The 20,425-nt window shown below is 58.4% G+C and carries 18 protein-coding genes and 1 tRNA gene; 14 read left to right on the top strand and 5 right to left on the bottom strand.

From position 1 onward, the window contains the following. Window positions 1–11: 11 nt before the first annotated feature. The 3 genes from ACZ9IM_RS07680 to ACZ9IM_RS07670 all read left to right on the top strand — a co-directional run bounded on the left by ACZ9IM_RS07680 (window position 12) and on the right by ACZ9IM_RS07670 (window position 1,034). Window positions 12–88: transfer RNA gene (locus ACZ9IM_RS07680), tRNA-Ile, on the top strand. Between the two features lie 176 nt (window positions 89–264). After that, on the top strand, window positions 265–588 hold the full coding sequence (locus ACZ9IM_RS07675) for a DUF4258 domain-containing protein (RefSeq protein ID WP_427626483.1): 324 nt from the start codon (window positions 265–267) through the stop codon (window positions 586–588). A gap of 5 nt (window positions 589–593) precedes the next feature. Continuing rightward, window positions 594–1,034 (top strand): helix-turn-helix domain-containing protein, encoded by a 441-nt coding sequence (locus ACZ9IM_RS07670; RefSeq protein WP_008067397.1) that lies wholly within the window; start codon window positions 594–596, stop codon window positions 1,032–1,034. Between the two features lie 54 nt (window positions 1,035–1,088). On the opposite strand, the gene ACZ9IM_RS07665 is transcribed toward ACZ9IM_RS07670, so the two are convergent. Further along, window positions 1,089–1,736, bottom strand: a complete 648-nt coding sequence (locus tag ACZ9IM_RS07665) for a peptidase M41 (RefSeq protein WP_427626485.1) — start codon at window positions 1,734–1,736, stop codon at window positions 1,089–1,091. 175 nt (window positions 1,737–1,911) lie between these two features. Here ACZ9IM_RS07665 and ptaA point away from each other — a divergent pair, with 175 nt between their 5' ends. From ptaA to ACZ9IM_RS07610, 11 genes are all read left to right on the top strand, one after another. Continuing rightward, window positions 1,912–3,009 (top strand): pyoverdine biosynthesis transaminase PtaA, encoded by a 1,098-nt coding sequence (ptaA, locus tag ACZ9IM_RS07660; protein ID WP_427626487.1) that lies wholly within the window; start codon window positions 1,912–1,914, stop codon window positions 3,007–3,009. 81 nt (window positions 3,010–3,090) lie between these two features. Beyond that, window positions 3,091–3,552, top strand: coding sequence for an Lrp/AsnC family transcriptional regulator (locus ACZ9IM_RS07655; RefSeq protein ID WP_090179061.1), 462 nt, complete (start codon window positions 3,091–3,093; stop codon window positions 3,550–3,552). Between the two features lie 221 nt (window positions 3,553–3,773). Beyond that, window positions 3,774–5,456 carry a flavin monoamine oxidase family protein gene (locus ACZ9IM_RS07650; protein WP_008067390.1) on the top strand — a complete coding sequence of 561 codons (1,683 nt, stop codon included), beginning with the start codon at window positions 3,774–3,776 and terminating at the stop codon, window positions 5,454–5,456. Window positions 5,457–5,468: 12 nt separating this feature from the next. After that, window positions 5,469–6,263 (top strand): carbon-nitrogen hydrolase family protein, encoded by a 795-nt coding sequence (locus ACZ9IM_RS07645; protein ID WP_427626489.1) that lies wholly within the window; start codon window positions 5,469–5,471, stop codon window positions 6,261–6,263. A gap of 38 nt (window positions 6,264–6,301) precedes the next feature. Then, window positions 6,302–8,740, top strand: coding sequence for a pyrroloquinoline quinone biosynthesis protein PqqF (pqqF, locus tag ACZ9IM_RS07640; protein ID WP_476223649.1), 2,439 nt, complete (start codon window positions 6,302–6,304; stop codon window positions 8,738–8,740). A gap of 156 nt (window positions 8,741–8,896) precedes the next feature. After that, window positions 8,897–8,971 (top strand): pyrroloquinoline quinone precursor peptide PqqA, encoded by a 75-nt coding sequence (gene pqqA, locus ACZ9IM_RS07635; protein WP_009045898.1) that lies wholly within the window; start codon window positions 8,897–8,899, stop codon window positions 8,969–8,971. A gap of 84 nt (window positions 8,972–9,055) precedes the next feature. Further along, window positions 9,056–9,967, top strand: a complete 912-nt coding sequence (gene pqqB, locus ACZ9IM_RS07630) for a pyrroloquinoline quinone biosynthesis protein PqqB (RefSeq protein ID WP_192344806.1) — start codon at window positions 9,056–9,058, stop codon at window positions 9,965–9,967. Between the two features lie 148 nt (window positions 9,968–10,115). Continuing rightward, window positions 10,116–10,868: a pyrroloquinoline-quinone synthase PqqC gene (gene pqqC / locus ACZ9IM_RS07625; RefSeq protein ID WP_063342344.1), complete on the top strand. Its 753-nt coding sequence runs from the start codon at window positions 10,116–10,118 to the stop codon at window positions 10,866–10,868. Further along, on the top strand, window positions 10,865–11,140 hold the full coding sequence (pqqD, locus tag ACZ9IM_RS07620; protein ID WP_192344807.1) for a pyrroloquinoline quinone biosynthesis peptide chaperone PqqD: 276 nt from the start codon (window positions 10,865–10,867) through the stop codon (window positions 11,138–11,140). The genes pqqC and pqqD overlap by 4 nt, the downstream gene beginning before the upstream one ends. A 10-nt stretch (window positions 11,141–11,150) precedes the next feature. Next, window positions 11,151–12,287 carry a pyrroloquinoline quinone biosynthesis protein PqqE gene (pqqE, locus tag ACZ9IM_RS07615; RefSeq protein WP_192345008.1) on the top strand — a complete coding sequence of 379 codons (1,137 nt, stop codon included), beginning with the start codon at window positions 11,151–11,153 and terminating at the stop codon, window positions 12,285–12,287. Beyond that, entirely contained in the window at window positions 12,253–14,085 is a 1,833-nt protein-coding gene (locus tag ACZ9IM_RS07610) for a S9 family peptidase (protein ID WP_427626494.1), read from the top strand. Before pqqE ends, ACZ9IM_RS07610 begins: the two co-directional genes overlap by 35 nt. Before the next feature lie 152 nt (window positions 14,086–14,237). Here the strand turns inward: ACZ9IM_RS07610 and ACZ9IM_RS07605 are convergent, their stop codons facing one another. The 4 genes from ACZ9IM_RS07605 to ACZ9IM_RS07590 all read right to left on the bottom strand — a co-directional run bounded on the left by ACZ9IM_RS07605 (window position 14,238) and on the right by ACZ9IM_RS07590 (window position 20,023). Beyond that, the gene (locus ACZ9IM_RS07605) at window positions 14,238–14,396 is read right to left on the bottom strand and encodes a YqaE/Pmp3 family membrane protein (protein ID WP_007904205.1); all 159 of its coding nucleotides are present in this window, start codon (window positions 14,394–14,396) and stop codon (window positions 14,238–14,240) included. 403 nt (window positions 14,397–14,799) lie between these two features. Next, window positions 14,800–16,578, bottom strand: a complete 1,779-nt coding sequence (locus ACZ9IM_RS07600; RefSeq protein WP_476223648.1) for an acyl-CoA dehydrogenase C-terminal domain-containing protein — start codon at window positions 16,576–16,578, stop codon at window positions 14,800–14,802. A 268-nt stretch (window positions 16,579–16,846) separates the two neighbouring features. Beyond that, the gene (locus ACZ9IM_RS07595) at window positions 16,847–18,643 is read right to left on the bottom strand and encodes an acyl-CoA dehydrogenase C-terminal domain-containing protein (RefSeq protein WP_427626499.1); all 1,797 of its coding nucleotides are present in this window, start codon (window positions 18,641–18,643) and stop codon (window positions 16,847–16,849) included. A 90-nt stretch (window positions 18,644–18,733) separates the two neighbouring features. Then, entirely contained in the window at window positions 18,734–20,023 is a 1,290-nt protein-coding gene (locus ACZ9IM_RS07590) for a GGDEF domain-containing protein (protein ID WP_476223647.1), read from the bottom strand. Between the last annotated feature and the right edge of the window lie 402 nt (window positions 20,024–20,425).

Below are 20,425 nucleotides of genomic sequence, written 5' to 3'. Positions count from 1 at the left end.
CGGCCTACTGAGGGCCTATAGCTCAGTTGGTTAGAGCAGGGGACTCATAATCCCTTGGTCGTAGGTTCGAGTCCTACTGGGCCCACCAAACACGAAAGCCGCGCAAATGCGCGGCTTTTTCGTGTCTGTCACTCAGGTTTTCCTAACGCTTTTGTTTTTTCAACGCAGCTGAAACGTCCACAAAGGTCGCAGACACACAATAGAATTTGACAAACCAATCTTGCACTTCAGGATGGCACAACCTATAAATACTATAGAAAACTAATGACCATCCTTCTCCCCTTTCCACTGCCAAAAAAGAAAGCTCTTGAAATAATACGTGAGCTTTCGGAGGTATCGGAACGCATCTTCTACTCGCCGCACGCCAAGGCGCGGATGATTGAGCGAGGCGTGAGCATGCCGGATGTAATGGACTGTTTAGGTAAGGGGCAGATCACCGAAGGGCCGTTTCAGCAGCCTGGGGGTGATTGGAGGTTTACTATTTCTTGGTTTAGAGCTGGGTCACCTCTCCAGGTCGTCGGCGCAATCGACATCGATGACGACGGGACATTTCTCGTCATAGTGACCACGATACAAAAGAAGGGGTGAGTTTTATGTACCACTACGTAGAAAGCGGCCTACCAAACGTATGGCTTAGCAATGGCTTCGTGGTGAAAGAGACCGCATATGGCGAGTCTGTTGCCATCACGGATGTGAAAGGCCTACATGACGTAATCGGCAAGGCCATCGCGGAGAAGCCTTCATTACTGACAGGCGCCGAGTTCAGATTTTTGAGAAAAGAGCTTGGGCTGTCCCAGGAAAGCCTCGCCGAGATCGTAGGTTTGACGAGCCAGGCCGTCGCGATCTGGGAAAAAACCGATAAAATCCCGATGGTGAACGACCGGTACCTGCGGGGTCTTTATCTTGAAGCCAAAACTGGCGAAGCGGATCTGATGGCCGCTATCAATACCATCAACAAATTGGACCACGACCTTTACAAACTCAATCTGGAGTTTGCAGGTGAATGGCACAATCAAGACAAAGCATGCGCTTGAGCCTGAATGCTGCGATAGAGCCCGGCAAAAACGCCGGGCTTTTTTAGGCACTTTTCAGCCCCAGACACTCAACAATGGAATGGCCTGCACAGGCCGCAACCGCTCAAGCATTTCCCTCGTCAACACGACCTCATAAGTATCCGCCGGCCTACCCCATTGCTCCACAATGACCATGCCGTCTACCAGCGCCGCGCCCAGTCCGGTAATCGTATCGGCCAATGCCTCTACGATTTGTTGGGTCCGCAACCACACACGATCAGTGATTTCTTTAAGCTCGGCAGTTATGCGCTCGGACGACGCAGGATCCGTAGCAGGGTAGGATATATTTCGCAGCAAGTGCCGTAACTCCCTTACTTTTGCGTAATCCTGTTCTGCCCCGAGCTCTCCATTCAGGATGGCTGTCGCTTTCAATTTATCGACAAGTTTCCTGGCCGAATGCTTTGCAGGTAAGGTCTGACTCATGGCTCCTGCAAAGAGGACGATCAGCCGACCTTCCAGATGCTCCTTCATTTCTTCTATCGAGGAAATTGGCCGCGTCAAGATAATGGAAGCCCCGGCCTGATGCCTCAGGTCCATGGTGACTTTCAAGGTCACATCACCCGTTTCAAATCCCAAGGCTCGGGCAACCACGTAGTGCCCCATTTCGTGATTCGCGATCTGCAATGCATGTTCCCGTATAGCGGGAGGCATTTTCTTCATCATTCCCATCATCTCCCGTCACAGCCCTCCGTTGCGTATTCGACTATGAGAGTAACGGCTCGTGTCCATGCTATCGACCAGTGTTTAGCCAACCTAAATCAATCATTAACCATTTCGTTACATCAGTGTCCTGGTAAACCGACCGAGACGCATCTGATGATCCGGAAAAGGAATTTTTATGGTCGATATCACGCGTCGTTCAATCATGGGGTTTGCTGCCGCCCTGCCGTTTTTGGCGCACACACCGTGGGTTCGGGCGCAGAGTCCGACGGTCGCCGCGCCCGTTCCGTCCGATGAAATACTGATCAACTTCAATGAAAGCCCATGGGGGCCTACGCCTGCTGCCCGGCAAGCGATGGAACGAGGGATCGCCTTATGCGGGCGCTACCCCTATAAAACCCAATACAAACTCAATGCCCTGTTCGCCCGCCAACAAGGCGTGCCGCAAGAGTACGTTCAGACCTATAGCGGCTCCAAAGCGGCCTTGCAGCACGCGGTGCATGCCTTTACACAGAACGCCAGTCTGGTGGTCGCTACGCCCTCCTATGAAGATCCCGTTGAAGCGGCGCGCGGTATAAAAGTCCCGGTGCATGAAGTGCCGCTCAATGCTCAACACGCCCACGACGTTCAAGGAATGCTGGCAGCTGACTCGAATGCCGGATTGATCTACCTGTGCAATCCGAATAATCCGACAGGCACAATTACCCCGCGCGCGGACATCGAACGGGTGCTCGCCGGGAAACCCAAGGGCTCGATCCTGCTGGTTGATGAGGCCTACCTCGACTTTTCGGATGTGCCGACCTGCATTCCGCTGGTCAAGGATCATCCAGAGCTGCTGGTGCTGCGCACGTTCTCCAAGATCTACGGCATGGCCGGCGCCCGCCTCGGCGTGGCGGTGGGTCATCCGGCATTGCTTGAGCAACTGGAAGTATTCGGCAATTACAACGTGCCTGCCGTCTCGACGCTGCTCGGCGGGATTGCCAGCCTTGAAGACGCCGAACTGTTGCCCCAGCGAAAGCACAACAATGCCCGACTGCGTGATGAGACCATCGCCTGGCTGAAAACACGCGGCTTTCGCTGCACAGCGTCGCAGGCGAACTGCTTCATGATTGATGTCGGGCGCCCGGGGGATGAAGTCGTGAAGGCACTGGCCGATCGTGGCGTGCGGATTGGTCGGGTCTGGCAGAGCTGGCCGACCTGGGTTCGGGTCAGTGTGGGGACCGACGCGCAAATGCGACGGTTTCGCGAGGCGTTTGGTCAGGTCATCCAAGGCTAGTCCAGACAACCGCCACGAGCACCGTGCAGGATGTGCCTGTAACATGCCTGCCCATTGATCTGTGCCGCTGGAGATGCCCCTTTGCCTGACACCCGCCCGCCCGTCCTTGACGAAATCGACCGCCAATTGATCGCGGCCTTGCAAATCAACGCGCGCGAAAGTGTCGCCATGCTCGCCCGTCAACTGGGCATCGCCCGCACCACCGTCACGTCGCGCCTGGCGCGGCTGGAAAAGACCAAGGTGATCACCGGTTACGGTGTGCGCCTGGGACAGCGCGTGGTGGATGGGGGATTGCAGGCGTACGTCGGGATTACCGTGCAACCGCGGTCCGGCAAGGAAGTGCTGCGTCGTCTCAGCGCCATGGCGCAGGTGCAGCAACTGTGTGCGGTGAGTGGCGAATTCGATTATGTAGCGTGGTTGCGCACCGACTCGCCGGAGCAGCTGGATCAGTTGCTGGATCAGATTGGCAGTGTGGATGGGGTGGAGAAAACGACGACTTCGATCATCCTGAGTAGCAAGATTGATCGGGGGCAGCCGGTTTGAGTTTCAACCGATAATTCTTCATTGCCTGATCGAGCCTCATCGCGAGCAGGCTCGCTCCCACATTGAACAGTGTGTAGCGATACGTCGTCATATTGATCAAGTAATTAGCAAAATGACGACACATTGCGTCTTATTAACGTGTTCTACGCTCTCTAGAATGGCTGCCATCTTTTCCTATACTCAGACGCGCACTCTGCGTCAGGTCGCCAGCAAGGTCAGCCATGAACAAGAACAATCGCCATCCTGCAGACGGTAAAAAACCGGTCACCGTTTTCGGCCCGGACTTTCCTTTCGCTTTCGACGACTGGATCGAGCACCCGGCCGGGCTGGGCAGCATTCCGGCACACAATCACGGCGCCGAAGTGGCGATTGTCGGCGCCGGCATTGCAGGCCTGGTGGCCGCCTACGAATTGATGAAGCTGGGCCTTAAACCCGTCGTCTACGAAGCCTCGAAGATGGGCGGCCGTCTGCGCTCGCAGGCCTTCAATGGCGCTGAAGGCATCATCGCCGAGCTCGGCGGTATGCGTTTCCCGGTGTCGTCCACTGCGTTTTATCACTACGTCGACAAGCTCGGCCTCCAGACCAAACCCTTCCCGAACCCGCTGACGCCTGCGTCGGGCAGCACGGTAATCGATCTGGAAGGTAAAACTCATTACGCACAGAAACTGGCGGATCTTCCTGCACTGTTCCAGGAAGTCGCTGACGCCTGGGCCGATGCTCTGGAAGCCGGCTCGCAGTTCTCCGATATCCAGCAAGCGATCCGTGACCGCGACGTGCCGCGCCTCAAGGAACTGTGGAACACCTTGGTGCCGCTGTGGGACGACCGCACGTTCTATGATTTCGTCGCCACCTCCGAAGCCTTCGCCAAGCTCTCGTTCCATCATCGCGAAGTATTCGGCCAAGTCGGTTTCGGTACTGGCGGCTGGGACTCGGACTTCCCCAACTCGATGCTGGAAATCTTCCGCGTAGTGATGACCAACTGCGACGATCACCAGCACTTGGTAGTCGGCGGCGTGGAACAAGTGCCGCTGGGCATCTGGCGCCATGTGCCGGAGCGTTGCGTGCATTGGCCTGAAGGCACCAGTCTCAGTTCGTTGCACAGCGGCGCGCCACGCTCCGGCGTGAAAAAAATCGCCCACGCACCGAACGGGCGTTTTACCGTCACCGACAACTACGGCGACACACGCGAATACGCGGCCGTACTGACTACCTGCCAGAGCTGGCTGCTGACCACCCAGATCGAATGCGACGAAAGCCTGTTCTCGCAAAAGATGTGGATGGCCCTGGACCGCACACGCTACATGCAATCGTCGAAAACCTTCGTGATGGTCGATCGCCCATTCTGGAAGGACAAGGACCCGGAAACAGGCCGCGACCTGATGAGCATGACCCTCACTGATCGCCTGACCCGCGGCACATACCTGTTCGATAACGGCGACGACAAGCCAGGGGTGATTTGCCTGTCGTACTCGTGGATGAGCGACGCCCTGAAAATGCTCCCGCACCCGGTGGAAAAACGCGTGAAGCTGGCGCTGGATGCATTGAAGAAGATCTACCCGAAAGTCGATATCGCCGCGCGGATCATCGGCGATCCGATCACCGTGTCCTGGGAAGCCGACCCGCATTTCCTCGGAGCGTTCAAAGGCGCCCTGCCCGGCCACTACCGCTACAATCAGCGCATGTACGCGCACTTCATGCAGGACGACATGCCGGCCGAGCAGCGCGGGATTTTCATCGCCGGCGACGACGTTTCGTGGACGCCGGCATGGGTCGAAGGCGCGGTGCAGACGTCGCTCAACGCGGTGTGGGGGATCATGAAACACTTCGGCGGTGAAACTCACGCCGAAAACCCGGGTCCAGGAGATGTGTTCAACGAAATCGGTCCGATCGCCCTGCCCGAGTAAGAGGAATCCGAAATGCGCGTAGCCCTTTACCAATGTCCACCGCTGCCCCTGGATGTCGCAGGTAATCTGCAACGCCTGCATCAACTGGCGCTGGAGGCCAAGGGCGCAGACTTGCTGGTGCTGCCGGAGATGTTCCTGACCGGCTACAACATCGGCATCGATGCGGTCAGCGTGCTGGCGGAGGTGCACAACGGTGAATCGGCGCAGCAAATCGCGCGCATTGCCAAAACGACAGGGATCGCCATTTTGTATGGCTACCCGGAGCGTACCGAAGACGGGCAGATCTACAACGCCGTGCAGTTGATCGACGCCAATGGCGAGCGGTTGTGCAACTACCGCAAGACTCACTTGTTCGGCGACCTCGACCACTCAATGTTCAGCCCCGGGCCGGACGAGTTTCCGCTGGTTGAACTCAACGGCTGGAAGCTTGGCTTTTTGATCTGCTACGACCTGGAGTTCCCGGAAAACGCCCGGCGCCTGGCATTGGCCGGTGCAGAGCTGATCCTGGTACCGACGGCGAACATGATTCCCTACGATTTCATTGCCGACGTCACCGTCCGCGCACGGGCCTTCGAAAACCAGTGTTATGTGGCTTACGCCAACTATTGCGGGCACGAAGACGAGATCCAGTATTGCGGCCAAAGCAGCATCGCCGCTCCGGATGGTAGCCGCATCGCCCAGGCCGGACTTGATGAAGCGCTGATTGTCGGTGAACTGGATCGTCAGCTGATGATCGATTCCCGCGCCGCCAATCGCTACTTCCTCGACCGCCGTCCCGAGCTATACGGCGAGCTGAACAAGCCCTAATCCGCTAGCATTAGCGCTTCTCTGTTCTGGAAGTGCTCATGCCTGCGCTGAATCACCCTCGCCTTCATACTGAAACCCTCGCCAACGGCCTGCGGGTGACGTTGCGTCATGCGCCGGATTTGAAGCGCTGCGCCGCTGCGTTGCGGGTCGCTGCAGGCAGTCACGACGTGCCACTGGCCTGGCCGGGGCTGGCGCACTTTCTTGAGCATTTGCTGTTCCTGGGTACAGAGCGCTTTCCTGCAGGGCAAGGGTTGATGGCCTACGTGCAAGGTCATGGCGGGCAAGTGAATGCGCGAACCAGCGAACGTACGACGGACTTATTTTTCGAGCTGCCGCCTCAGGCGTTTAACGGTGGGCTGGAGCGTTTGTCAGACATGCTCGCTCATCCGCGTATGAATCCAGACGATCAGCGGCGAGAACGGGAAGTGCTGCACGCCGAATTTGTCGCTTGGTCGCGGGATGCGGCGGCCCAACAACAGTTCGCGCTGTACGATGGACTCTCGGCGGCTCATCCGTTGCGGGCATTCCATGCTGGTAACCGTTACAGCTTGCCGGTGCCGCACCCGGAATTTCAGCAAGCGTTGAAGGGCTTTTATCAGCAGTTTTACCAGACCGGGCAGATGACCCTAAGTTTGGCCGGGCCACAGAGTCTCGATGAGTTGAAGGAGATGGCACAGGCGTTTGCCGATGCTATTCCCTCCGGCGAGAAAGTCCCTCAGACAAAACCCACCCTGTTGATGGATTCTTCAGACAATAGTTATCAACAGGCTGGAGAACGTCGGCTGGATCTGCTGTTCACCTTCGAAACACTGCCCGACTCATCGCCCGAAGCGCTGGCGTTCCTGTGCCACTGGCTGAACGCCAAAAAACCCGGAGGCCTATTGGCGCAGCTGCGAGAGCATGGGCTGGCGGACAACCTGAAAGCCACGCCGCTCTATCACTACGCTGGCCAAGCCTTGCTGCACATCGAACTCACACGGCCCGCCCACGCTACGCAACCGGACAATGTGATCCGCGAACGGCTTCTGGATTGGCTGGGCTTTTTTGCCTCCCATCAGGATTGGGCCGAATTGCGCGAAGAGTACGCCGCCCTGCTGCAGCGCCAACAGCAAGTCAGCAGCGCCCTGCAACTGGCCCAACGAGACAGCGAACAGCTTGAACTCGGATTATCCGAACAGGGCGTTGTCGCCCTCAAGGCAATCCTCAAACAAATCGGCGCTGTGGATAACTTCACCGACCAGTGGCAACTGCCGACCCCCAACCCGTTTTTGCGCGCCGAGACGCCAGCCCCGAATGCCGGATTGATTCGCGGCCAGACCAGCGCCCATCGCGGCCTGCGGACTTTTGCCCAGGATCGCTCACGCAGTCGGCGCGAACGTTCGCCGATGCAGTTCAGTCAGGCGTTGCCGGATAACACGGATGAAGGTGCGGTTTATCTGCGCTGGCGTCTGGGATTCGCTCCTCACAGCCGACTTCAGTCGAATTTGGAAAACAACCTGCGGATGTTGCGTGAAGATGCGCGTCAGGCCGGTGTCGACTTTTCCTTCAGTGCTTCGGGCAACGAGTGGCTGTTGAAAATGACGGGGCTGCAGGAACCGATGCCGACAGTCCTCGAACATGCGCTGGAAGAACTGACAAAACCTGATGCCGATTTCTCACAGGAAGAGCCGGCGGCCGTTGCATTGATGCCGATTCGACAATTGCTCAAGGCACTGCCCGATCTATGCCTTGAGCACACCGTAGTCTCAGATGACCTACAGCAACTCTGGTCGGGCGCACGCTGGGACGGTCTGGCAACAAGCCTGTCTGCCCAGACACAAGCGGCGATGGGGCTTGCCTTGAGTCGTATTCCCGGCACTGCGGACAGTCAACTGACGCCGCCTCCGTCGATTCGGTCGCAGCATCTCTGGAACTCCGTCGATACCGCCTCCAGCGAACACGCGCTGTTGCTCTTTTGTCCGACAGCAACCCATGACATCGCCGATGAGGCCGCCTGGCGTTTGCTCGCACACGTATGTCAGACGCCGTTCTACCAGCGCCTGCGGGTGGAGCTGCAGCTCGGTTACGCCGTATTCAGTGGACTACGCCAGCTAAACGGTCAGACCGGGCTGCTGTTCGGCGTGCAATCGCCGAGCGTCGCGCCCATGAATTTACTGGAACACATCGAACAGTTCCTCAGCGAACTGGAAGGGATGATCGAACGCATCGATGACGCGACCTTCATCGCTCAGCGCCAAGCCCTGGCCGATCAATTCGACAGCATCGCCCTGCCCAACGCCCAGGCCGCCGAGCTGCTCTGGCAAGGCAAACTGGCCGGCCACTCGTCTGATTACCTGCAGCGTCTGCCTCAGGCGATTCTGATGGTCGACCGTGAAGCCTTGCTGGCAGCGGCACAACGACTGAACCGAGCCGACGGCGGATGGCGCTGCCTGGCCAATGAACCTTGCCCGACTACGCTTTGGCAAGTGGCAAAATGATCATTACCGGCGCTGCAATTAGCTTTCTCAAAGATTCGTGGCCAATCGCTCTGTAATTTTGAGTAACATAGCCACCTAACTATCTGAACATCTCCAGCTGGAGGTGGACTATATGTATAGGTCTCAACTGTCCCATCCACCTGAAGGAGCGCTTCTATGTCCTGGTCCAAACCTGCTTACACCGACCTGCGTATCGGCTTCGAAGTCACCATGTACTTCGCAAGCCGCTAAGCTCTGCCGTCTGGTAGAGAATGCAGTGCTACGCCTCGGCTCGCCGGGGCGTTTTTATTTTCAGCTTTCAATGATGGAGCGGCCATGTTTGTCCAGATTCTAGGTTCCGCCGCCGGCGGCGGTTTCCCCCAGTGGAACTGCAACTGCGTGAACTGCGCAGGTTTTCGCGACGGCAGCCTGCGGGCCGAGGCGCGCACCCAGTCGTCCATCGCGATTTCCGATGACGGCGTGAACTGGGTGCTGTGCAATGCTTCACCGGACATCCGCGCCCAGCTCCAGAGTTTTGCGCCAATGCAGCCGGGCCGCGCGCTGCGTGACACCGGCATCAGCGCAATCATCCTGATGGACAGCCAGATCGATCACACCACCGGCCTGCTCAGCCTGCGCGAAGGTTGCCCGCATCAGGTCTGGTGCACCGACATGGTCCACGAAGACCTGAGCACCGGTTTCCCTCTGTTCACCATGCTGACTCACTGGAATGGCGGGTTGAACTGGAACCGTATCGAACTCGATCAGAGCTTCACCGTCCCGGCCTGCCCGAACCTGCGCTTCACCCCGCTGCCCCTGCGTAGCGCTGCACCACCGTACTCGCCGCATCGGTTCGACCCGCACCCGGGCGACAACATCGGCCTGATCGTCGAAGATCTGAGCACCGGCGGCAAACTGTTCTATGCACCGGGCCTGGGCAAGGTCGACGTATCGCTGCTGAAGATCATGGCCAGCAGCGATTGCCTGTTGGTGGATGGCACGATGTGGGACGACGACGAAATGCAGCGCCGTGGCGTCGGCACGCGCACTGGCCGGGAAATGGGCCACTTGGCGCAGAACGGCCCTGGCGGCATGCTCGAAGTGCTGGAACAGCTGCCCAAGCAACGCAAAGTGCTTATCCACATCAACAACACCAACCCGATTCTCGATGAAGATTCGCCGGAGCGTGCGGAGCTGGTTCGGCGCGAGGTTGAAGTGGCGTATGACGGCATGAGTATTGTGTTGTAGGAAACCGAGACCGCTGCGCGGTCTATCGCGAGCAGGCTCGCTCCCACACTGGATGGGGTTGCCACGCGAAACCCTGTGGGAGCGAGCCTGCTCGCGATGAGGCCCGCACAAGCGCTACACATCTAGGTTTGTTTCCCGGAGAACCGCAATGACTGACACCGCAATGTCCCCCGCCGAATTCGAAGCGGCCCTGCGCGCCAAGGGTGCCTACTACCATATCTATCACCCGTATCACGTGGCGATGTATGAAGGCCGGGCGACGCGCGAGCAGATCCAGGGTTGGGTCGCTAACCGTTTCTATTACCAGGTGAACATTCCACTCAAGGATGCCGCGATTCTGGCCAACTGCCCGGACCGGGAGATTCGTCGCGAGTGGATTCAGCGTTTGCTGGACCATGACGGCGCCCCCGGCGAAGAGGGTGGTATCGAAGCCTGGCTGCGCCTCGGCCAAGCCGTCGGCCTCGACCCGGATCAACTGCGCTCTCAGGAACTGGTGCTGCCTGGCGTGCGTTTCGCCGTCGACGCCTACGTCAACTTCGCCCGCCGGGCCCGTTGGCAGGAAGCCGCCAGCAGTTCGCTGACCGAGCTGTTCGCGCCGCAGATCCACCAATCGCGCCTCGACAGCTGGCCGCAGCATTACCCGTGGATCGACCCGGCCGGCTACGAGTATTTCCGCACTCGCCTAGGCCAGGCGCGCCGGGATGTGGAGCATGGTCTGGCGATCACTTTGCAGCACTACACTACCCGGGAAGGCCAGGAGCGCATGCTGGAAATTCTCCAGTTCAAACTGGACATTCTTTGGAGCATGCTCGATGCCATGAGCATGGCCTACGAACTGAACCGCCCGCCGTACCACAGCGTGACCGAACAGCGGGTCTGGCATAAAGGAATCACCTTATGAGTTTCGATCGCAGCAAAACCCCGACCTGGCGTCCCGGCTACCGTTTCCAGTACGAACCGGCGCAAAAAGGCCATGTGCTGCTCTACCCGGAAGGCATGATCAAACTCAACGACAGCGCCGCGCTGATTGGCGGCTTGATCGATGGCCAGCGGGACGTCGCAGCGATCATCGCCGCACTGGACGCGCAGTTCCCCGACGTGCCCGAGCTTGGTGAAGACATCGAGCAATTCATGGAGGTTGCCCGTGCTCAGCACTGGATCGAACTTGCCTGACTCCACGTCAATCAAGTTACCGCCCAAGCCTGAAATCGGCCTGCCACTGTGGTTGCTGGCCGAGCTGACCTATCGCTGCCCGTTGCAATGCCCGTACTGCTCCAATCCGCTGGATTTCGCCGAGCAGGGCAAAGAGTTGACCACCGAGCAGTGGATCAAAGTCTTTCGCGAAGCCCGGGAGATGGGTGCGGCGCAGCTGGGTTTTTCCGGCGGTGAGCCGCTGGTGCGCCAAGACCTCGCCGAGTTGATCTTTGAAGCGCGCAAGCTGGGTTTTTATACCAACCTGATCACCTCCGGCATCGGCCTCACTGAACAGAAAATCAGCGACTTCAAGAAGGCCGGTCTGGACCACATCCAGATCAGTTTTCAGGCCAGCGACGAGCAAGTGAATAACCTGCTGGCCGGCTCAAAAAAGGCCTTCGCGCAAAAGCTCGAAATGGCTCGCGCGGTGAAGGCTCACGGCTACCCGATGGTGCTGAACTTCGTCACCCATCGGCACAACATCGACAAGATCGACCGGATCATCGAGCTGTGCATTGCCCTTGAAGCGGACTTCGTCGAACTCGCGACGTGCCAGTTCTACGGCTGGGCCCAGCTCAATCGGGTTGGCCTGTTGCCGACTAAAGAACAATTGGTTCGCGCCGAACGCATCACCAATGAATACCGCGCCAAACTGGAAGCCGAAGGGCATCCGTGCAAGCTGATTTTCGTGACGCCGGACTATTACGAAGAACGCCCGAAAGCCTGCATGAATGGCTGGGGCAGTATTTTTCTGACAGTCACCCCGGACGGAACCGCCCTGCCTTGTCATGGTGCCCGACAGATGCCGGTGCAGTTTCCCAACGTGCGCGACCACAGCATGCAGCACATCTGGTACGACTCGTTCGGTTTCAACCGCTTTCGCGGTTACGACTGGATGCCCGAGCCGTGCCGCTCCTGTGACGAGAAAGAAAAAGACTTCGGCGGCTGTCGCTGTCAGGCGTTCATGCTCACGGGTGACGCGAGCAACGCCGACCCGGTGTGCAGCAAGTCGGAACATCACGGCGTGATTCTCAAGGCCCGCGAAGAAGCCGAACACGCGACCCAGACCATTGAACAACTGGCCTTTCGCAATGAACGAAACTCACGCCTCATCGCCAAAAGCTGAACCCTTGAGCGCCGCCAGGGCTGTCGCGTCCGGCATCGACTTCGCCGAGTTACAGGTCGGGCAACATGGCCTGTTCTGGAACGAATACCGCCCCGAGGACGCCGCCTGCCGGATCTGGCAGTGGCGCGACGGCCAGGCTCGTTGCCTGACGCCGCCCACCTTCAGTGTGCGCAGCCGGGTGTACGAATATGGCGGCGGCGCGTTTTGTCTGACCGATGACGGGCTGGTTTTCGTCAACGAGGCCGATCAGCAGCTGTATCGGCAATCGCTGACGGGTGAGGCACCTGAGGCCCTGACTTCAAATGAATGCCGTTACGGCGATCTGCAATTCGCCGACGGGCAGGTGCTGGCGGTGGAAGAGAACCGCGATCAACATCGCCTGGTGGCTCTCGATCTGGTTGACGGCCAACGTCATCTGCTGGCCGAAGGTGCCGATTTCTACTCGGCACCGACCGTGAGCCCTGACGGGCAGCGTCTGGCCTGGATCGAGTGGAATCGCCCGGATCAGCCCTGGACCGTTACCCGCCTGATGGTTGCCGAACGCCAGAGCGATCGCAGTTTTGCGCAACCTCGATGTGTGGCCGGCGATAGTGCCCAGGAGTCACTGCAACAACCTCGATTCGATAACAGCAGCCGCCTGTATTGTCTGACGGATCGCGGTGGTCTCTGGCAGCCGTGGGTGGAGTCGAGCAACGGTCTGAGTCCACTTCCAAGCGCTGCCGCCGACCATGGACCCGCGCCTTGGCAACTGGGTGGTTGCACCTGGTTACCGTTGAGCGAAGACACTTATCTGGCGAGTTGGACCGAAGGTGGTTTTGGTCGACTGGGGCTTTGTCATGGCGATGGTTCCCGTGACGATTTCACTGGCGACTACAGCCGCTTCCGCCATCTCGCACAGGATGAGCACTTCATCTACTGCATCGCCGCTTCACCGGTCAGTTCATCGGCAATCATTGCCATCGACCGTGAAACACGCCAGGTCAACGTTCTGGCCGGCGGTATCTCACCGCTGCCCGCCGAACAGATCAGTCGCCCGCAAACCCTGCGTTATCCAAGCGGTTCGGGCGAGGCCCACGGTTTCTTCTACCCGGCAATGACCAACGACACGAAACCGCCGTTGGTGGTGTTTATTCACGGCGGCCCGACTTCAGCCTGTTACCCGATGTTCGACCCGCGAATCCAGTATTGGGCGCAACGCGGCTTCGCCGTGGCCGACCTCAATTACCGAGGCAGCAGCGGCTATGGCCGCGCTTATCGCCAGGCGCTGCATTTGAGCTGGGGCGAGGTGGATGTGGAAGATGCCTGTGCGGTGGTGGCCTACCTCGCCGATCAGGGACTGATCGACGGCGACAAAGCGTTTATTCGTGGAGGCAGCGCCGGTGGCTACACCACGTTGTGCGCACTGGCCTTTCACAAGGTCTTTCGTGCGGGTGCCAGCCTGTATGGCGTCAGCGATCCTGTTGCGCTAGGCCGTGCTACGCACAAGTTCGAAGGTGATTATCTGGATTGGTTGATCGGCGACCCTGAACAAGACGCCGAACGCTACGCCGCACGTACGCCATTGCTGCACGCGAATGACATCAGCGTTCCGGTGATTTTCTTTCAGGGCGAACTGGACGCCGTGGTGGTGCCGCAACAGACCCGCGACATGGTCACTGCGCTACAGGACAACGGCCTTCTGGTCGAAGCGCATTATTACGCCGACGAGCGCCATGGCTTTCGCAAGGCCGGCAATCAGGCCCATGCGCTGGAGCAGGAGTGGCTGTTTTATCGGCGGGTGATGGAGTTGGCGGACTGAAGCCTGCGCTCAGTGCAGGTGTTTGCGGTGCCCATTTGTGAGCAAGCCCGCTCCCACACTGGACCTTCTGTGAACACATTATGTGTGAACAGCAGAGATCAAATGTGGGAGCGGGCTTGCTCGCGAATGCGATCTAATCGGCGCGGCCAGACTCAGCGCTTGGCGATGATATACACCGCATGCACGATCCCCGGAATGTAACCGCACAACGTCAGCAGAATGTTCAGCCAGAATGCCCCGGCGAAACCGACTTGCAGAAACACACCCAGTGGCGGCAACAGAATGGCGATGATGATGCGAATAAAATCCATGGGGAAGCTCCTGATTGATGTTGGCTCTATGGGCCATACAGTTTATCGACACTGCGGTGTTCTTCAGGGTTCAGTGTGGATTCGGATTGCAGCCCTTAGTTGCGGACTTTGCTGGAGGAAATAGAAGTCTGGAGGAATACCTGAGCAGGCCGGGGATACTGGACGGGTTGAGCTGAGCACTTTTTTCCAGGCAAAAGAAAACCCCGCCGAAGCGGGGCTTTGCAGACTGTTTCCCTGACATCCATTTCACTCCGCCGTCCTGGCAGAATCCTACGTGTCCGTGTTGTTGCTTTGCGCTTCCTGCGCGACGTCCATGTGAAGTAGATTAGCTCTGGATCCAATCTTCGCCTATGGGAAAACAGCAGCACGTTATGTAAGAGAATGCTTACATAACGTTAAAGGGTCAGAATTGTCCTGCGTCCAGCAGGAACAGCGATTCGCTGCCCGCCTTTACCGACGCGCTCAACGAGTGAATACGCGGCAGCAGACGTGCGAAATAGAACCGCGCCGTACCGAGTTTGCTCGCGTAGAAATCGTCCTCCGCTTCCTTACCGAAAGCTGCCTTGGCCATCAGTGCCCACATGTAGGCGTAGGCCATGTAGCCGAATGCCTGCAGATACTCGACCGACGCCGCGCCGATCTCGTTCGGGTTATTTTTTGCACGATCCAGCAACCACGCGGTCAGTTCGTCGAGGGTGTCCACTGCATCATTCAGCGGCTGGGTGAACTCCGCCAGGTCAGCATTGGCTGTCGCGGTGAAGTGACGAATCTCGTCGGCGAACAGTGTGTAGAACGCCCCGCCGCTGCCGACGATCTTGCGTCCTACAAGGTCCAGCGCCTGAATACCGTTGGTGCCTTCGTAGATTTGCGTAATGCGAACATCGCGCACCAGTTGCTCCTGGCCCCATTCACGGATGTAGCCGTGACCGCCAAACACCTGCTGGCCGTGAACCGTGGTTTCCAGACCCAGGTCGGTCAGGAATGCCTTGGCCACCGGGGTCAGCAATGCAACCAGGTCTTCTGCGCGCTTGCGGGTGGTGGCGTCTTCGCTGAACTTGGCGGTGTCCAGCTGCATCGCCACGTAAGTCGAGAAAGCACGGCCGCCTTCGTTCGAGGCTTTCATGGTCAGCAGCATGCGACGCACGTCCGGGTGGACGATGATCGGGTCAGCGACCTTGTCTTTGTTTTGCGCGCCGGTCGGCGAGCGGCTTTGCAGACGGTCGCGAGCATACTCGATAGCGTTTTGGTACGAACGCTCGCCAGTGGCTAGGCCCTGGATGCCGACGCCCAGACGCTCGTAGTTCATCATGGTGAACATCGCCGCCAGGCCTTTGTTCGGCTCGCCGACCAGGTAACCCACGGCTTCGTCGAAGTTCATCACGCAGGTCGCGGACGCCTGGATGCCCATCTTGTGTTCGATCGAACCGCAGTTTGCCGGGTTGCGTGCACCCAGGCTGCCATCGGCATTGACCATGAACTTCGGCACCAGGAACAAAGAGATGCCTTTCGGCCCCGCTGGTGCGTCTGGCAGTTTGGCCAGTACCAGGTGAATGATGTTCTCGGTCAGGTCGTGCTCGCCGCCGGTGATGAAGATTTTGGTGCCGCTGACTTTGTAGGAACCGTCGGCCTGAGGCTCGGCCTTGGTGCGGATGATCCCCAGATCGGTACCGGCGTGCGGCTCGGTCAGGCACATAGAGCCGGCCCAAACGCCGGCGTACATGTTTGGCAGGTACGCCGCTTTCAACTCTTCGCTGGCATGGGCATTGATCGACAGGCAGGCGCCGGCGGTCAGCATTGGATACAGACCGAACGACAGGCTCGCGGAGTTGACCATTTCTTCGACCTGCGCCGAAACCGCCTTGGGCATGCCCATGCCGCCATAGGTCGGATCGCCACCGACACCGACCCAACCGCCTTCAGCATAAGTCTGATAAGCCTGTGGGAAACCGGACGGGGTGGTGACGGCACCGTCGGCCCAGTGGCAACCTTCTTCGTCAGCTGCACGGCTCAGGGGCGCGATGCTTTTGCTGGTGACCTTGCCGGCTTCTTCGAGAATGGCTTCGACCGTTTCAGCATCGACAGTCTCGGCCAGCGCAGGCAGTTCGGCCCAGAGTTTGGCGACCTCGAAAACTTCATTGAGGACGAAGCGCATATCGCGCAGGGGCGCTTTGTAGTCAGCCATGGCAAACCTCGCAAGATCTAAACAGGTGGTTCGTAGAATAGTGATTTCGTTGTGTCCGAGTGTACCTCAACAACTTTTACGACACATAGGGTCAACTCATGACTGTTTTGTTATTTTTAGTCACCAGCATTTCAGCGGAGATAGTTATCGCCTGCCAGAACGCATTCGCGGGCAAGCCTCGCTCCTACAGGTTGTGTCGCATGCATTTCACATGGACGACATAAAACCGTAGGAGCGAGGCTTACCCGCGAAGCTTTTCGGGTAACCGTCAGAGCGCAAACAACTCCGCCGGCAGCTTCATCAGGCAATCGCTGCCCGCCTCGATGGCCGCCCGATGAGCAGCCGTACGCGGCAGCAAACGCTTGAAGTAAAACTCGCTGGTCGCCAGTTTGCCTTTGCAGTAATCGGCATCGCCGCCGCTCGCATCCAACTGCGCCTGAGCCACCAACGCCATGCGTAGCCACAGGTAGCCGAGGATGATATAGCCGCTGTACATCAGGTAATCCACCGAGGCAGCGCCGACTTCATCCGGATTTTTCATCGCGGCCATGCCGACCTTGGTGGTCAACTCGCCCCACTGCTGATTCAGACTATTGAGCTGCGCCACGTAGCTGCCGAGTTGCGGATGCTCAGCGTTTTCCGCGCAGAATTTATGGACGATTTTGGTGAAGCCGCGCAGCAGTTTTCCCTGACTGCCAAGGACTTTTCGCCCAAGCAGATCCAGCGCCTGAATGCCGTTGGTGCCTTCGTAGATCGGCGCGATCCGGCAGTCGCGAACCAGCTGCTCCATGCCCCACTCACGAATGAAACCGTGGCCGCCAAACACCTGCATGCCGAGGTTGGTCACCTCCAGCCCGGTGTCGGTCATGAAGGCTTTGCAGATCGGCGTCAGGAATGCCAACAGGTCTTCGGCGTCCTGACGCGCCGTTTCATCCGGGCTCAGATGTGCAGCATCCAACAACTGTGCGGTGAAGTAAGTCAGCGCCCGGTTGCCTTCGTTGAAGGCCTTCATGGTCAGCAACATCCTGCGTACATCGGGATGAACGATGATCGGGTCGGCGACTTTTTCCGGTGCTTTCGGGCCGGTCAGCGAGCGCATTTGCAGGCGGTCGTTGGCGTATTTGATCGCACCCTGGAAACTTGCCTCACCCAGACACAGACCTTGCATGCCGGTGCCGAGCCGCGCGTGGTTCATCATGGTGAACATGCAGTTCAGGCCCTTGTTCGGCTCACCGATCAAGAATCCCTTCGCGTCATCGAAATTCAGCACACAGGTGGCCGAGGCCTTGATGCCCATTTTGTGTTCGATCGAGCCGCAGGAAACGCCATTGCGCTCACCCGCCTCGCCCTCGGCATCGGGTAGGTATTTAGGAACGATAAACAGCGAAATGCCCTTGGTACCGGCAGGCGCGTCCGGCAGTTTGGCCAGCACCAGATGAATGATGTTGTCACTCATGTCGTGCTCGCCAGCGGAGATGAAAATCTTGCTGCCGGAGATCGCGTAACTGCCATCGGCCTGAGGCACGGCGCGGGTCTTGATGATGCCCAGATCGGTGCCGCAATGGGCTTCGGTCAGGCACATGGTGCCGGTCCATTGGCCTGCGGTGAGCTTGCTCAGATAGGTTTGTTTCTGTTCTTCGGTGCCATGGGCGTGAATCGCCGACATCGCACCGTGAGTCAGGCCGGGGTACATGCCCCAGGAGGTATTGCTGGAACCGACCATTTCACTGATGACCAGCCCCAAAGAACTGGGTAAACCCTGGCCGCCGTAAGCCGGATCCGCCGCCAGACCATGCCAGCCGCCTTCCACGTACTGCGCGAAAGCCTGCTTGAAACCTGTAGGCGTTGTGACCACGCCGTTGTCGAAATGGCAGCCTTCTTCGTCGCCGCTTCGGTTCAGCGGTGCGAGAACGTTCTCACAGAATTTCGCGCCTTCTTCAAGGATCGCATTGATCATGTCCGGGCTGGCATCGGTGGCGCCCAGCGCGGCGTAGTTGCTGTGAAAATCGAAGACGTGGTCGATCAGAAAGCGCATATCGCGCAGGGGAGCTTTGTACTCGGGCATGGTCATTTCTCCGGCAGCAGATTGCTCAAACCTACTGCCGCGCACCACGCCTCACAATCACAGTCCAGACGCTGAATGCGCCATCATCACTCAACCCGCAGCGGCGTCCATGCGCACCGCGCCACGGCGGTTCTGACCGAAAGCCATCACACAGTTTCGCCCCGCGCCTTTGGCGCTGTAGAGCGCCTGGTCAGCGGATTTGAGCACTTCTTCCGGCGTGCGCTGCTCCAACCGTTCGGCGACGCCGATGCTGACGGTGACCGATACACTCGAGGCGCCTGAACCCGCGCGACGCTGGCGTCCTTGCTGGTCATCCTGGGGACGACTGTCCTGATTGCGCAGCTGGATGTTGTAGGTGGCGATGGATTCGCGGATGACTTCCAGGTGCGGCATGCACTCTTCGAGGGTTTTGCCTGCGAACACCAGAGCAAATTCTTCACCGCCGTAGCGATACGCCCTACCGCCCCCGCTGATTTTCGACAGCTTGCTGGCGACCAAGCGCAACACCTGATCGCCGACATCGTGGCCGTGGGTGTCGTTGAATTTCTTGAAGTGATCGACGTCGCCCATGGCCAGCACGTAATTGCGCCCCAGCCGTTGCATGCGTTCGTTCAGGGCGCGGCGACCCGGCAGGCCGGTGAGCTCATCGCGGAACGCCATCTGATAGGCTTCATGGGCAACTGCAGCGGCAATCATCAACATCACCTGGCTGCACATGATGTTCAGGGTAAACGGCAGGATGAAGGTCTTCGGCAACATCCAGAACAATCCCAACAGACCCACCAATTGCGCAGCATGCAAGGGTCTTGGGTTGCGCCAGTATTGCCAGGCCAGTAACAGGAACGAGGCGATGAATACCGGGTAGGACAACTGGATCAGGCTCATCCAGGCGCCATGCAGGGCTGGCCAGCGGATCTCCGAGAGCCACATCAACAGCGCCTGTGGGTAACTCTGTTCCAGCCCCAGCGCCACGCTGCCGAACGCCAGCAACACGGCGAAACGCGCCACCATGTCCTGAAACAGATGGGTGCGCTCCTGCCAGGCGGCGAACAAGCCGAAGAGTAATGGCAGCAACAGACAGCACAGATGGAAGACCACGCCGGCATCGTCACGGACTCTACCGTTGTCGCGGTAGTAGTCGGTCTGGGTGTCAAGCAAAAAGTAGGCGATGTACACCGTGACCATCAGGAACAGCTCGCGCTGTCGCCGATAAACCGCACAATACGACCCGCCAAGCAGCAGGACCATGGTCGGCAGGACATTGAACAATGACGTGAAGAATACGTTGAGATCTTTGACGTAGGCCGCGGCAAGCCCCGCCAGTAACAGGACCAGCGACGGCAGGAAATGGTTGATATGAACAGCAGAAGAACGCGGCAAGGGGTTGAGCTCCGGCCCGGGCAAATCAAAGATGGCATTGCGCCTTCACTTGGCGCAATTAAGCACACGCAATGTGATCTGCATCACACCACACCCTCTATAACGGCAGGAATTCGGTTTTTCTGAGCGATTTGCCAGGTATTTCAGAAAAAAAGTGGCTGATAGCCATTAGATCGATCAACCATGGCTTTTGACAGACTTTGGATCGCCGGAGCAGGAAAGCCTTCAGAGCCTGGCGTTTGGCAATACCATGCCTCATGCAACATGCGCGCCACTTACAACTGTCATTTCTGACAGTATCGGTCGTTGTTTTAACGGCGTTTAATTCCCTGTACCACTCACCGGAGCCCGACCACCACTTTCGGGATAGGAGAGTGTCGTCCGAACCTGACAGGAGTGACA

The organism is Pseudomonas sp. TE12508 (assembly GCF_056279485.1).
The sequence above is the reverse complement of the archived record's forward strand: the minus strand, read 5'-3'. Positions and strand labels throughout refer to the sequence as shown.

Excerpts from the sequence above, each read along its gene's own strand:
- ACZ9IM_RS07675 (WP_427626483.1), top strand. The coding sequence starts at position 265 with ATGACCATCCTTCTCCCCTTTCCACTGCCAAAAAAGAAAGCTCTTGAA.
- ACZ9IM_RS07670 (WP_008067397.1), top strand. The coding sequence starts at position 594 with ATGTACCACTACGTAGAAAGCGGCCTACCAAACGTATGGCTTAGCAAT.
- ACZ9IM_RS07665 (WP_427626485.1), bottom strand. The coding sequence starts at position 1,736 with ATGATGAAGAAAATGCCTCCCGCTATACGGGAACATGCATTGCAGATC.
- ptaA (WP_427626487.1), top strand. The coding sequence starts at position 1,912 with ATGGTCGATATCACGCGTCGTTCAATCATGGGGTTTGCTGCCGCCCTG.
- ACZ9IM_RS07650 (WP_008067390.1), top strand. The coding sequence starts at position 3,774 with ATGAACAAGAACAATCGCCATCCTGCAGACGGTAAAAAACCGGTCACC.
- ACZ9IM_RS07645 (WP_427626489.1), top strand. The coding sequence starts at position 5,469 with ATGCGCGTAGCCCTTTACCAATGTCCACCGCTGCCCCTGGATGTCGCA.
- pqqF (WP_476223649.1), top strand. The coding sequence starts at position 6,302 with ATGCCTGCGCTGAATCACCCTCGCCTTCATACTGAAACCCTCGCCAAC.
- pqqB (WP_192344806.1), top strand. The coding sequence starts at position 9,056 with ATGTTTGTCCAGATTCTAGGTTCCGCCGCCGGCGGCGGTTTCCCCCAG.
- pqqC (WP_063342344.1), top strand. The coding sequence starts at position 10,116 with ATGACTGACACCGCAATGTCCCCCGCCGAATTCGAAGCGGCCCTGCGC.
- pqqD (WP_192344807.1), top strand. The coding sequence starts at position 10,865 with ATGAGTTTCGATCGCAGCAAAACCCCGACCTGGCGTCCCGGCTACCGT.
- ACZ9IM_RS07610 (WP_427626494.1), top strand. The coding sequence starts at position 12,253 with ATGAACGAAACTCACGCCTCATCGCCAAAAGCTGAACCCTTGAGCGCC.
- ACZ9IM_RS07605 (WP_007904205.1), bottom strand. The coding sequence starts at position 14,396 with ATGGATTTTATTCGCATCATCATCGCCATTCTGTTGCCGCCACTGGGT.
- ACZ9IM_RS07600 (WP_476223648.1), bottom strand. The coding sequence starts at position 16,578 with ATGGCTGACTACAAAGCGCCCCTGCGCGATATGCGCTTCGTCCTCAAT.
- ACZ9IM_RS07595 (WP_427626499.1), bottom strand. The coding sequence starts at position 18,643 with ATGCCCGAGTACAAAGCTCCCCTGCGCGATATGCGCTTTCTGATCGAC.